The organism is Streptomyces panaciradicis (assembly GCF_023516615.1).
In the GTDB taxonomy this organism is placed as follows: domain Bacteria; phylum Actinomycetota; class Actinomycetes; order Streptomycetales; family Streptomycetaceae; genus Streptomyces; species Streptomyces panaciradicis.
The window spans coordinates 1-12,140 of the sequence record NZ_JAMGBF010000083.1; the positions used below are offsets into that span (position 1 = coordinate 1).

Here is a 12,140-nt window from a genome sequence, read left to right on the forward strand (position 1 = left end):
CCGCCACGATGAACAGCACCGGGCTTTGATCAGCCACCGCCGGGCGGCGGGGTGGAACGGCGCAGGCGCTGGCGGGAGTGGGGCGCCGTAGCGGTGCGGCTCGGGGCTGCCCGGTGAAGCTGCAGAACGGCGCCGGGCCGATGACCTCGATCTCGGTCTTGTCACGGCTCCCGGTTTCGACGCCGTGGCCGGACCTGGCACCGATGTCGTCTTCGGGACGTGGATGCGGCCGCTGGCGGCGGCGTGGATGACGGTGTGGGTTGGAGGGGCGTCGTCCGGGTGGTCATGGCGTGGGTGTCCGGCTGTGGGGGGTGTGGAGAAGGTCGTTGATGAGCTGGGTGGTTTCTGGTTCGGGTGAGCAGTCCAGGTCCCGGTTGATCTGTTGCACGCGGGTGATCGCGGTGTGCAGTCCGGAGCGGTTCCCGCGGGCAGCCTCCAACCTCATCCAATCCCGGTAAAGGAGCTCCGCCGTGGGGTCGACGTCGAGGCCAGTGGCGACAGCCTGGCGGGCGGCTGCGAGGTCGTCGTGGGGGCCTGTGGGGGTGCGGTGGGTGGCCACGGTGCGCGCGACGTCGATGATCCGGGTGGTCATTTCCTGCTGCAGGGGTTCGGCCCAGGGCAGTGGCTTGCCGCCGAAGGGCTTGCCTCGTACCAGGCCCAGTGCGCGCTCCAGGTTGCCCAGTCCGGCGGGGCCCAGCGGCAGCGCGCGCTCGACGAGTCGGAGGAAGCGCGCCCAGTCGCAGCGGACGCTGGGGGCGAGCCGGTAGGGGGCCTCTCCGGTCTTGCGGCGCGGCACGTAGAGGTTGCCGGATGAGTCGCTGCCCAGGCAGCTGCGCAGGCCCTGCATCCGCGCGTTGAGGGTGCTGGTCGACCACGGGCTGACGGGGTCCATGTCGGCACACAGCACGTCTGCGCTGCGTCCGGGCCGGAAGAGCAACGGTGCGGCCAGCTGTGCCATTCTCGGGCCGTGGCCGGTGCTGTCGACGCCCGTCACCTCGACCGGCCCGAGGACCCGGATCTCCGGGGCATGCAGATCCTGCGCTTCACCTCCTTCTTCTTCTTCGATCGTGGTGGGCTCCTCGACGGCGGCCGACGGATCGTCACCTTCCGCCGCCTGCGCCCGGCCGGCAGCTCCTGCTTCGGTCATAGACGGTGGGGCTGCAGGCCGACTGCTCCGGTTTCACCGGTTGGGCCGTGCGACCAGGCGGCGGGGGAGAGGAGCCGGGCGCGCTGTCGGGCTCGTTCGGAACGCCTTCCCAGGGCCCCTCCGCAGGGTGGGGCGCTGAGCCGCCCTGCCTAGTCCTGCGGTGCCAAGGTGCGCAGGACGTCGAACTCGTTGCCCTCGGGGTCGGCCATGACCACCCAGCTCCGGTCGGGGCCCTGGCCGACGTCGACCTTGACGGCGCCTAGACTGAGCAATCTGGTCACCTCGTCCTCGGTGCTTGCGTCGATCGGGCTGACGTCGAGGTGGAGCCGGTTCTTGACGGTCTTGCCCTCGGGCACCTGGATGAACACCAGGGTGGGCGGCATCTGGCGGGCCCGGACCTCCTCGACGGTCGGCATCCACGAGCCGATCTCGACCTTGCCCTCGCTCCGGTCGATCACCTCGAAGTCCAGGACCTCGCACCAGAAGGCCGCGAGTCTCTCAGGATCGTGGCAGTCGACGGTCAACTCGGTGAACCTGCTTGTCATGCTTCTCCCCGATAGTGCGGACGGGGCCCAGAGTAGGTCGCCCGCCCCGCAGATCCGGGGTCTTGCCGACGACAGACCTTCAAGTGGGCTTGATCCGGACGCCGTTGCTACCGTGCGGGGATGGAGGAACTGGGAAGTGTGCCGTGGCCGCCCGAGCCGATCCGGACCGAGCGGCTGGTGCTTCGTGCGCCCGAGGCACGGGACCGTGGGGCGTTCGTCGACCTGCTCGCCTCGCCGGAGGTGCACGCCTACCTCGGTGGTCCCCGCCCGCGTGACGAGCTCGAGCGCGACATGCCCGAGGTGCCCCAGCAACGGCCCGGGAGCCTCGTCGTCGTTCTCGACGGGGCGATGATCGGCCAGATCCTGCTCAGGAGGAATCCGGGCACTGCCCGCCCGGCCGCCGCGGGGAAGGCCGATCTCGGCTATCTGTTCCTGCCGCGGGCGTGGGGGCGCGGATACGCGACCGAGGCGTGTGCGGCGGCACTGGGCTGGCTGGAGGGCGTGCTTCCCGGTGAGCCGGTCGTGCTCACCACCCAGACCGCCAATCGCGGCTCCCTGCGTCTGGCGGCGAAGCTGGGGTTCAGCGAGGTGGAGAAGTTCGAGGCCTGGGGGGCCGAGCAGTGGCTCGGCATACGGTGGCCCCGCACGCCGTCCGGCTGAGTACGGTGGCGGGCCCTGGCCACCGTACTCGCGCGGCGGCGTCAGGGCGTGGCGTGCGGCTGTACGGCGGCTTCGGTGAGGCGCTGGAGGACCCGCCGTTCGGAAGGGGTCAGCGGGGGCTCGGCCAGCTGGGGCAGGGGAGAGCCGTTCACCGTGGCCAGCAGGGCTCCTGGGCGCAGGGCCCGTGCCGGACCCGCCGTCAGGCTGGTGATGTCGTAGAGGGCTGCCGCCGCTTGGAGGGAGCCGGTCGCCGCTCGCGTCAGCCGGCGGGCGAACGCCGTGGTCAGACGGTCGGCGAGCGTCGGCGTGCCGCCCTTCGTGTCCGGGTAGAGGACGTCCATCGCGACCGCGGTGGACCAGGCCGTGTCCACGTGACGGGCCGCGTCGTGGAGCACGCGACGGGCGAGGCCCGGCCGGGAGAGGCCGTACTGTCGCAGTGCCCGCAGGAGGTCCTGCGCGCCGAGCGCGGCCACCGACATGCCCTGCCCGTACGCCGGGTTGAAGGTCGCCAGCGCGTCGCCCAGGACGAGGAACCGCTCGGGCCACACCGGCGACTTCTCGAAGTACCGGCGGACGTTGCTGGTGCTGCGACTGACCGCGACGTCCGTGAGGGGTTCGGCGGCGGAGAGGAGCTGACCGACGATCGGGTGCGGCAGGCTGGAGATGTACTTCAGGAAGCCCTGCGGGTCGCTCGGCGGTTCGCCGCCCCTGGTGCCGCCCGCACTGACCATCCACCGGTTGCCCTCGATCGGCAGCACCATGGCGCTTCTGCCGGGGCGGCCGCTGTAGGGGTTCGCCTGGAGCATGGTCAGCGGGAAGGACTCGGCACCCGCGGGAGTGCGGTAGATGCGGGTGGCGTTGGTCAGTCCGCAGTCGACCTGACGCTCCTCGACGCCCTCGACACCGATGTCGCGGAGCCAGCGCAGGTTGTGCGAACCCCGTCCGCTCGTGTCCACCACGAAGTCGGCTTCGATCCGGCTGCCGAGGTCGGAGCCGGCGCCGCTGACGCGCACCCCTCGGACGCGCCGCGCGTCGCCGATGAGCCCCTCGACGGTGGCCCGGTGGATCGAGAGGTTGGGTGCCTGTTCCGACAGGCCGTCGCGGACGACCCAGTCCAGCAGGGCACGGGTGCAGGTGATCATGCGGGAGCCGTTCCACCGGTAGCGGTGGAACCAGCCGGCGTCCGCGGTGAGGGCGAGCATGCCGCTGCCCAGGGAGATCTCGCGGGCACCCGCATCGAGGAGGCGCTCGCGCATGCCGCCCTCGAAGAGGGTCTCCATGGCGGACCACCCTCCGGCCATGAGCAGGTGGGCGTGCCGGCCCTGGGGAACGCCCCGGCGGTTCTCGGGGCCGTCGGGGAGTGCGTCCCGGTCGAGCAGGAGGATCTCCGTCTCGGGCGCGGCCCGGGACAGCGCCGCTGCGGCGAGCAGACCCCCTATGCCCGCTCCGATCACGACAGCTTTCTGCGACACTCGCTCTCCTTGGTGCAGGTGAAACGTCTTCAGTGGGCGCGTACCTGATGGGACGTCAGGTCGTGCAGCGGGCTCACGGCGAGTGCCAGCTCGGCGAGATCGACGGTGAGGCGGAACTCGTCGGGCGGATCGGCGGCGCCGGTGGTCCGGCCCGAGGCCCGCAGGATCGCGTCGACGATCATCGCCTTCTCCGCGGCCACGCGGGCCTCGTCCTGGCTCTTGCCGGCCTCCAGCGCGGCACCTCGGGCGGCCTCGCCGACCCCTTGGTCGAAGTGAGCCGTCAGGTCCAGCAGGGCGTCGTGGATCTGCGCTTCGAGCAAGTACAGACGGATGCTGGGCAGTTGTCGCCACAGTCGGCGCCGCGGCTCGGTCCGGGGCGTACTGGTGATGTCCTTGAGGGCCGCCCAAAGGGGCATCAGCGCACGGTAGTCGGCCAGGCTCTGTTTTTCCGACGCGGCCGAGACCAGGCGTGGCAGGACGAAGCCCGCGGAGTAGATGAGGGCGCCGAGGGACACGGCGGGCGGTGCCACCGTGGTCGACAGGAAGTCGAGGTCGTATCCGTACCAGCGCGCGACGACCGCGGTGACCTTGGTCAGTTCGAAGCCGAGGACGTCCAGGAGCAGTCCCGCGAGGATCAGACGCAGGCCGACGCGGAGCAGACCCGTCACCTCGCCCCGTATCCACTTCAGGCAGACCACGCTCAGCACGATGGTGCTGGCCAGGTGACCCAGCAGATAGAGAACGATCATCTCGCGCATGTACGGGGTGTTGGCGTAGTACGTGTCCAGGTCCCGGAGCCGCTCGGTGTCCGCGTCCGCGAGGAAGAACAGCACGATGATGGCGACGATCAGGGCCGAGTAGACCGCGATGCTGAGGCGGACCATCCGGCGGATCCGGTCGCGCGGTCCACCCCGCCAGTAGATCAGCAGGATGATCAGGGAGCAGCTGAACGCGGAGATGACGCTGTACGTCAGGGGCGCGCCGAAGTTGGGGATGCCCGTGGCGCTGTTGACCGCGGCCAGTGTCGCCGGCGCCGCGCAGATGAAGCACACGGCGCCGAGGAACGCGGTCGCCCGCGTGGGTACCGTCAGCGGCGTCCGCGGAGTCGTGCGGGACCGGCGGATCATCATCGCGGCCACGACTAACAGCACGGCCGCCGCGTAGACGACCAGACTCATGTCGGCGGCTCCGTTCCCCCCGCTGCGGGGGTGTGTCCGTGCGGGCGCGTCACAGCGACCCGGCCCTGGCCGGGCCCGCCGCGAGGCAGCGTGCCCGGCGTTCCGAGCGCTTCACGGCGTCGGCGATCTGGACGAGCGCCTTGGGGTCCCGCGGCAGCGGCAGCGGGGCCGTGTCGCCGAACGGGCCGGCGGACGGCTGAGCGCTTCGCCGGGCGGCCGCCGTGATCGTGACCGCCCACGCGGACGCCACGGCCCGCCCGTGCGCCCCGTCCTCCGGGTCCGGGCCGCCCGCCCCGCCCGTCTCCCGCAGTCGCTTCAACTCGGCGTCGTGGACCTGTTCGTAGAGCGCCTTGTCGAAGAACACCTCGATCTCGTGGAGGCCGTTGAGGATGGTGCTGCGGCGCCAGGTGCCCCACAGCAGTGGCGAGCGGGGCCGTTCGACGCGCAGGGCGCGGTCCTCGAGGACCGGGTCGAGCAGGGCGTCCAAGGGCGCGAGCCGCACGAAGTCGGCCCACGCCGACAGGTGGTGGCCCGCCATGGGCAGGAGGAATCCGGCGACCGTCAGCAGCGCGCCCAGGCCGGCGCACAGCGAGGACACCGACGTTCCCACCGTCACCCAGTCCTGGCCGGACCACCGCGCGGCGATGGCGGCCAGTTTGCTGATGCTGTATCCGGTGCTGAGTGCGGTGCCGGTGCCGATCGTCAGCAGGCTGGCCCGCAGCCAGGGCCGTCGGCGCACCTCCGGCTCGCGAGCCCAGCGCAGCGACCACACGGCGCTGACGGTCGCGGCCGTCAGATGTGCGAGCAGGTACAGGACGACCATCTCGGCGACCCAGGGAGTGGTCGCGTAGTAGATGTCGAAGTCGGTCCGCCGCTCCTCGGCGGGGTTGCCCACCGCGAAGAGGACGGCGATCCCGATGAGGACGCCCGCGTAGCTGCAGATCCAGTTGCGGGCCGTCCGGCGGATGGACGGGCCGCCGCGCCAGCAGGCGATCAGGACCAGTGAGGACGCGCTGTACGCGGTGATCGCGGCGTAGGTCAGCGGGGCGGCGAGGTTGGGTGTCCCGGTGACGCTGTTGATCAGGGCGACGGTGGGGGGTGCTCCGAGCAGGAAGCACATCGAGGCGAACCCGAGCACGGCGATGATGGCCCGCAGGGAGGGCTCGGACCAGTGGCGCCTGAGGTCGGGCAGCCGGAACAGCAGCGCGATCCAGAGCAGACCGCAACTCAGGTAGTTGATCGCCCCGCTCATCTGCGGTGCCTCTGATAGCCGAGGGAGTCGGCGATGCGACGGGCCGTGTCGCCGACGATCACGTCGCGGTCCATCAGCGAGCGCATCTGCTGGCCGATCAGAAGGCCGAACAGCTCCGCTTCCTTCTCGGGGTCCTCGTCGAAGCGGGAACGCGCGGCGGCGGGCCGGACCTCGTGCGGATGCCCCGAGGCCAGGGCCGAACAGCCGTCCGCCGCCGAGTCCTCGGGTGACAGGCTGTCCTTCTGCCGCATGTGCCACAACTCGTGGCCGAGGATCTGGGCCTGGTGCCAGACCTCGGCGTCCTGCTCGACGATCACGTCGTCCCGCTGCTTCCGCTCGACCCACATCCCGGTGGCGTGGAACGTGCGGGGAATGCGCACGCGGTGGACCTCCAGCGTGCGGTCACCGCGCCACCGCCGGGCGGACTCCACCAGGGCCGCGAACAGCGCCTCGGGGTCCACCGGATGCTGCTGTCCCGATGCGGCGTCCTGCTCGGCGAAGAGCTTCTCCCGGATGGGAGCGATGAGTTCCTCGGCGAACTGGTGCATGTCCCTGTCGCGCTGCCGCAGGCGCCGCCACTGCCGGAAACCGGCGAGAGGATTCACCGCCTCACCGACCACGATGTCTCCCCGCCCCTCTTCGCGCGTAACGTCGTTGACGTTGACCTGACATTACCGGAGAAGGGCTGGGTAAGTCGGCCCGGAAGGAGAGAGCTTGTGGGTCCGTCAGGACCCGGACGTCACGGGTGAGGCTGCGCGGGTAGGGAGGGGCACACGGGTCGGCCTTCGCCTGCGGTCAGTTCGTGATCTCCGGCTGTGGTTCCCCGCTCTGGGAGCGCAGTTGTTCGTTGATGCGCTGGGCTTCCTCGAGCTGGTCCTCGAGGACGACTATGCGGCAGGCGGCCTCTATGGGGGTGCCCTGGTCGACGAGTTCGCGGGCGCGGGCGGCGATGCGCAGCTGGTAGCGGGAGTAGCGGCGGTGGCCGCCCTCGGAGCGCAGCGGGGTGATCAGGCGGTGCTCGCCGAGGGCGCGCAGGAAGGCGGGGGAGGTGCCGAGCATCTCGGCGGCCCGTCCCATGGTGTAGGCGGGGTAGTCGTCGTCATCGAGGGCGGTGACGGGGTGGGTACTGCGAGGGGGCATAGACCTCTTCTTCCGGGGACGCGTCGGGGGGCCCGGGTGCCGTCCTGGCACCCGGGCCCCGAGCTTTCAACACCATCTACCGGCTTACTGCGCCGGCCTTCTTCGTCCGCGGCTGCCGCCGGTACGGCGGGGCTGCGGGGATCGTTGATGCGTGACCGAGGATCACCTTCCAATCCGGGGCCTGCGATACCCGGGCGGACAGTTTCTTCGCCCGGGCGATCCTGATGGCGTGTCGCTCCTTTACCTTCGATTACTCGGCTGTACTGCTCGATACTGCGGTACTGCTCACGGACCCGAAGGTCCGCGTCCTGCTGTCCTGCTTGCGGCATTCCGTGCCTGCCGCGTCTTCTTCGACTTCCTGCGTACACCACATACGGTAGCCCCGTGACGGGCCAATGTCTACCGCCGCCGCGACAGATTTTGTCCGCTGCCAAGGCGTGATCTTCTGCGTCCCCGAACGGAGGGGCCGTCGGGGTCCCGTCGGCGCGGCGCCGCTGTCGTCCGCGGCGTGCGGTGCTGAAACGGCGCTGGTAGGTGGCGGGGCTGATGGACAACACGCGCGCGAAGACCCGACGCAGGCTCCAGGCGAGCGATCACCGCACCGAACCGCGACGCCGGCGTCGCCGGGCTGGCCCTCGGACGGCTGGACGTGCGGATCGGGGCGATCCGCGCGATGACCGAGGCGGCTGCCGCCTTCGCCCCCGAGAAGCGCGTCTCCGGCCGGACGATCATCCAGGTCGCCGAGGAATGAGGGTCACATCGAGCTGGTGTCCAGCCGGGTGTCCACGGAGGGCTCGGTCGTGGGTGATCCGAGAGCGGCGTTCACCGTCGGGGCGATGGGGAACATCGTGTCGAGACCGAGTACGTGCCACACCTGCTGGTAGTGGTCGCTGAGCTCGGCGATGCGCAGGGCTCCGTCGTGCTCCTCGAGGGCCCGGGTCACCATCAGCAGCATGCTGATGCCCGAGGAGTCGAGGTACTGCACCTGTGAGGCGTCCAGGACGAGAGTGCGGCAGCCCAGCTCGATCAAGGACCTGCACTCGTCACCGAGGTGGGAAGCGGTGTCGTAGTCGACTGCCTCGGGCAGCCGTGCCACTGTCGTTTTCCCTTGCCGCATCCGCACTGTGAGCATGGATTGCCTGCTCCCGTCTAGACCGTTCACGCCTTGCCGTCGTTCTTCCGCGTCCTTGAGCCCTTACCCGGAATTTGAGTTCTGTCGCATTTTTCTTTGCACCGGCCCTCGTTCACGGCCGCTCGGGCAGCTCCGTGTGAAGGCGTATCGTCGTGCCCTCGGCGGGCGTGGAGCGGATCTCCACGAGGTCGCAGAGCTGGTGGATGAGCCACAGGCCGCGTCCGCCGACCTGGGTGGCGGTCGGCCTGATGCGTCCGGCCAGCGGATCTGCGATGTAGCCGGCGTCACGGAACTCGCACACGAGCCGGCCGTCCTCACTCCACAGGCGCAGCACGCCACGTCCGCCGCCGTGGTGGATGCTGTTCGCGGCCACCTCCGTGGCGGCCAGATGCAGTTCGCGCAGCCGCCGCTCGGCCAGGCCGTGTCGTTCGGCGCAGGCTGCGATCTTGTCCCGCAGAGCGGGCAGGTCACCGTTGCCGTAGGCGAATTCGTCGTGCGGATCGCAGGGATGGGTGAGCGGGGCGAAGGCGTACGCTGCCTGCGGATCGTAGTCCTCGCACGGCGACGTCCGGCCGTCCCTGCGCATCTCGGGGTGGCAGCGGGCCATCTCCCTCAGCGCGGCCCTGCTGTCGGCGACGTCGTAGGGGCACAGCAGCCACCAGGCCGGGCCCTGCGCGAAGGCCTTGTTGAGCAGCCACTCGTGGTAGCGCAGTTCCGCGGCCTCGGCCGGGCTGCGCACGTCCTCCCAGGGGGATTCGCCGATGCCGCGGACGGGCCGCCCGTCCGACGCGTGCCCTTGGAGCCACTCCTGCCAGGCCGCGATGAGCCTGCCCGGATGATGCGCCACCTCGCTGGTGTCGACGTAGCGCACGGCCTCGTCCTCGCGGATCTCGGCACGCAGCAAGGACGCCTTGTGGTGCGGAACGGCCACCACGACGGCCTCGCCGCCGTCCAGGGCGTCCTGGATGAAGCTCGCGGTGCCCTCGACGAACTCCTCCCGGCCGGAGTAGGGATACAGCTCGTGCCGGTAGCCCGTGTCGGGTGCGGTGGGAAGGGGAGGGGAGGACGTCACGACGCGATCACCACCGGGATGTCGGGTACCGCGAATCCGGACAGCTCCCAGGCCAGCCGTACGGTCTCGTTGGTGCCTTCCAGGATGACCTTGCGTTCCGGAAGGTGCCTGGCGGCGTCGGCGAGCGCGCTCATCCCGGCGGCGTCGAAGAACTCCACCGCGTGGCACAGCAGACGGACCGTCGCCGTCTGGGCGAGGAGCGTGCACAGGACGGTGCTGAAGGCGGTGGCGCCTTCGCTGTCGATGATTCCGCTCACCGTCCATCCCTCCTTCCCCGTCCGGTAGACCTGGAACGCGGGTGGCCCGGAACTGCTGCCCAGTCGGTGGGGGTGTACGCACCGGATCTGCTGCAGCGTGAGGAGGTCGAAGTCGCCGCTGTAGGCGCACACCACCATGGCCCCGGTGTCCGCGGCGAACTCCTCGAGATCGAGTTCGCTGCGCAACAGCTCCTTCGTACGTCCGGTGCGGCAGCCGAGCGTGACATGGCGCAGCACGCGCAGTGAGCGGAAGCCCTCGCGGTCGGCGTTGGCGGCCTCGCGACGCACCGCGGCGAGGAGGGAGCCGCCCAGCCGGGCCGGATCGAGGACCAGAGAGCCGAACTCGCTGTCACGGTGGAGGGCCGGTCCCACGATCACCACTTTGTCGCCGTGGAGTGCCCCGTCCGCCACGAAGGCCCGGCTGCGGTCGACGACGTCGTCGGTGCGCTTGAGCATCTGGCAGACGTGATCACCGGCGTCGACCTCGTCCAGGGTCGCCAGGGTGCGCGACGCTCTCAAAGCTTCTCCCCTCGCTTGCCCGTCAACTTTAGAGGACCGGCACGCGGCCCCGGCCGTCGGTGTGGCGGTCCGTGACCGGCTGACCTCGATGGTTGCGGGCGGGACGCGGTGCGGCTTGACCTCAAGCGCTTGAAGTGTCGGAGGCTTGCGGCATGGCAGCGATCGAAGAGCACGCCGCGGGGCTGACCATCCAGGAGATGGCACGCCGGTCGGGCTTCAGCGAACCCACGCTCCGCTACTACGAGAAGATCGGCCTGCTCGGAACGGTCGCCCGCGAGGACTCCAGCGGGCACCGCCGGTACGGGCCGGCGATCGTGGAGCGCGTCCTGGCGCTGTCCTGCCTGCGGTCTTCGGGCATGACCGTCACCGGGATGCGCCACTACCTGGACCTGCGCGCCCGCGGAGACGCCGCCGCGGCCGAGCAGCACGAGTTGTTCGCCGCGCACGCCGACAGGCTGGCCGCCGAGATCGACCGGCTGCGCCTCCGCCTCGCCTATCTGCGCGGCAAGGCGGACCTGTGGGACGCCCGGGCCCGCGGGGACGAGGACGCCGAGAAGCAGGCCATCGACGACGTCACCGACGTCATGGACCGATTCACCGACTGAAGGACCGCACCTTGAGCACAGACCATGTCACCGCATCCCCCGCAGCCGTCGGAACGGTGCTCGTCACGGGAGGCACCGGTTTCGTCGGCGGTCATTCCGTCGCCCGGCTGCTCGCCGAGGGACACCGGGTCCGGGTGACGGTCCGCGAGCCCGGACAGCAGGCCCAGGTCCTGGCCGCGCTGCGGCGGGCCGAGGTCGACCCGGCCGGCCGGCTGGAGTTCGCCGTCGCCGAACTGGGCGCCGACCGCGGCTGGGCGCAGGCCATGGACGGGGTCGGCCACCTGCTGCACCACGCGTCCCCCTTCCCCGTCACTCCGCCCGAGACGGAGGACGAACTCGTCCGTCCGGCCCGCGACGGCGCCCTGCGTGTCCTCGCCGCGGCCCGGGCCGCCGGCATCCCGCGGGTGGTGATGACGTCGTCCTACGCCGCCGTCGGATACACGCCGAAACCCGGCGACCACTACTCCGAGACCGACTGGACCGACCCCCACACCCCGGGCCTGCCCGCGTATCACAAGTCCAAGGTGCTGGCCGAGCGAGCCGCCTGGGAGCATGTGCGCGCCCACGGCGACATCGAGCTGACGGTCGTCAACCCCACCGGCATCTTCGGTCCGCAACTCGGCGACCGGCCGTCGGGCTCCCTCGGCCTGGTCAGAAACATGCTGACCGGGCGGATGCCGGTGGTGCCGGTCATGTACTTCGGCGTCGTCGACGTGCGGGACGTCGTGGACCTGCACCTGCGCGCCATGCTGCACCCGAAGGCGGCGGGCGAACGTTTCATCGCCGTCGGCGGGCCGGCCGTCAGCCTCCTCGGCATGGCGCGGATCCTGCGCGAGCACTTCCCCGCCGCGGCCGGACTGCTGCCCTCCGCGGAAATGACCATCGAGCAGGTACGGGAGGCCGCCGAGACCGAACCGGCCCTGCGGGACGCCGCTGCTCTGGGCGGCCGCATTCCGGTCATCAGCAACGACAAGGCGCGTGCGGTGCTGGGATGGCGACCCCGGGACGTCGTGGAGACGATCGTGGCGAGTGCCGAGAGCCAGATCCGACGGGGACTGGAGCTGCCGGACGCCGGCTGAGCCACCGGGCGGGACGAGTCTGCCCTGCCCCGTGCCGCGGACTTACCCGATTCTTGACGAACGCGCGGGACTGGCAGGCCGA

General features: G+C 70.7%; 13 protein-coding genes. 3 read left to right on the top strand and 10 right to left on the bottom strand.

Going from position 1 to position 12,140, the window contains the following annotated elements:
* Positions 1-283: 283 nt before the first annotated feature.
* Together M8J74_RS25910 and M8J74_RS25915 are read right to left on the bottom strand one after the other, a co-directional pair.
* On the bottom strand, positions 284-1,147 hold the full coding sequence (locus M8J74_RS25910; protein ID WP_308406100.1) for a bacterial transcriptional activator domain-containing protein: 864 nt from the start codon (positions 1,145-1,147) through the stop codon (positions 284-286).
* A gap of 149 nt (positions 1,148-1,296) precedes the next feature.
* Positions 1,297-1,692 (bottom strand): VOC family protein, encoded by a 396-nt coding sequence (locus M8J74_RS25915; protein ID WP_249838758.1) that lies wholly within the window; start codon positions 1,690-1,692, stop codon positions 1,297-1,299.
* A 120-nt stretch (positions 1,693-1,812) separates the two neighbouring features.
* Between M8J74_RS25915 and M8J74_RS25920 the strand changes: the two genes are divergently transcribed.
* Positions 1,813-2,352, top strand: a complete 540-nt coding sequence (locus M8J74_RS25920; protein WP_249838759.1) for a GNAT family N-acetyltransferase — start codon at positions 1,813-1,815, stop codon at positions 2,350-2,352.
* A 41-nt stretch (positions 2,353-2,393) separates the two neighbouring features.
* On the opposite strand, the gene M8J74_RS25925 is transcribed toward M8J74_RS25920, so the two are convergent.
* The 8 genes from M8J74_RS25925 to M8J74_RS25960 form a co-directional block, all read right to left on the bottom strand.
* Positions 2,394-3,824 (bottom strand): FAD-dependent monooxygenase, encoded by a 1,431-nt coding sequence (locus M8J74_RS25925; protein WP_249838760.1) that lies wholly within the window; start codon positions 3,822-3,824, stop codon positions 2,394-2,396.
* Positions 3,825-3,853: 29 nt separating this feature from the next.
* Positions 3,854-5,002: a DUF6545 domain-containing protein gene (locus M8J74_RS25930; protein WP_249838761.1), complete on the bottom strand. Its 1,149-nt coding sequence runs from the start codon at positions 5,000-5,002 to the stop codon at positions 3,854-3,856.
* Between the two features lie 49 nt (positions 5,003-5,051).
* Positions 5,052-6,254, bottom strand: coding sequence for an MAB_1171c family putative transporter (locus M8J74_RS25935; protein WP_249838762.1), 1,203 nt, complete (start codon positions 6,252-6,254; stop codon positions 5,052-5,054).
* Complete coding sequence (locus M8J74_RS25940) at positions 6,251-6,874, bottom strand: hypothetical protein (RefSeq protein WP_249838763.1); 624 nt, start codon at positions 6,872-6,874, stop codon at positions 6,251-6,253. Before M8J74_RS25940 ends, M8J74_RS25935 begins: the two co-directional genes overlap by 4 nt.
* A gap of 175 nt (positions 6,875-7,049) precedes the next feature.
* Entirely contained in the window at positions 7,050-7,394 is a 345-nt protein-coding gene (locus M8J74_RS25945) for a MerR family transcriptional regulator (protein WP_249838764.1), read from the bottom strand.
* Positions 7,395-8,148: 754 nt separating this feature from the next.
* Positions 8,149-8,526 carry an STAS domain-containing protein gene (locus M8J74_RS25950; protein ID WP_283948593.1) on the bottom strand — a complete coding sequence of 126 codons (378 nt, stop codon included), beginning with the start codon at positions 8,524-8,526 and terminating at the stop codon, positions 8,149-8,151.
* Between the two features lie 112 nt (positions 8,527-8,638).
* A complete protein-coding gene (locus M8J74_RS25955) occupies positions 8,639-9,598 on the bottom strand; it encodes an anti-sigma factor RsbA family regulatory protein (protein WP_249838766.1) in 960 nt (319 codons plus the stop codon).
* Positions 9,595-10,374 carry an MEDS and STAS domain-containing protein gene (locus M8J74_RS25960; RefSeq protein WP_249838767.1) on the bottom strand — a complete coding sequence of 260 codons (780 nt, stop codon included), beginning with the start codon at positions 10,372-10,374 and terminating at the stop codon, positions 9,595-9,597. The genes M8J74_RS25955 and M8J74_RS25960 overlap by 4 nt, the downstream gene beginning before the upstream one ends.
* A gap of 152 nt (positions 10,375-10,526) precedes the next feature.
* Here M8J74_RS25960 and M8J74_RS25965 point away from each other — a divergent pair, with 152 nt between their 5' ends.
* Both M8J74_RS25965 and M8J74_RS25970 read left to right on the top strand, forming a co-directional pair.
* Complete coding sequence (locus M8J74_RS25965; protein WP_249838768.1) at positions 10,527-10,979, top strand: MerR family transcriptional regulator; 453 nt, start codon at positions 10,527-10,529, stop codon at positions 10,977-10,979.
* A gap of 11 nt (positions 10,980-10,990) precedes the next feature.
* Positions 10,991-12,058 (top strand): NAD-dependent epimerase/dehydratase family protein, encoded by a 1,068-nt coding sequence (locus tag M8J74_RS25970; protein WP_249838769.1) that lies wholly within the window; start codon positions 10,991-10,993, stop codon positions 12,056-12,058.
* The last annotated feature ends 82 nt before the right edge of the window (positions 12,059-12,140 follow it).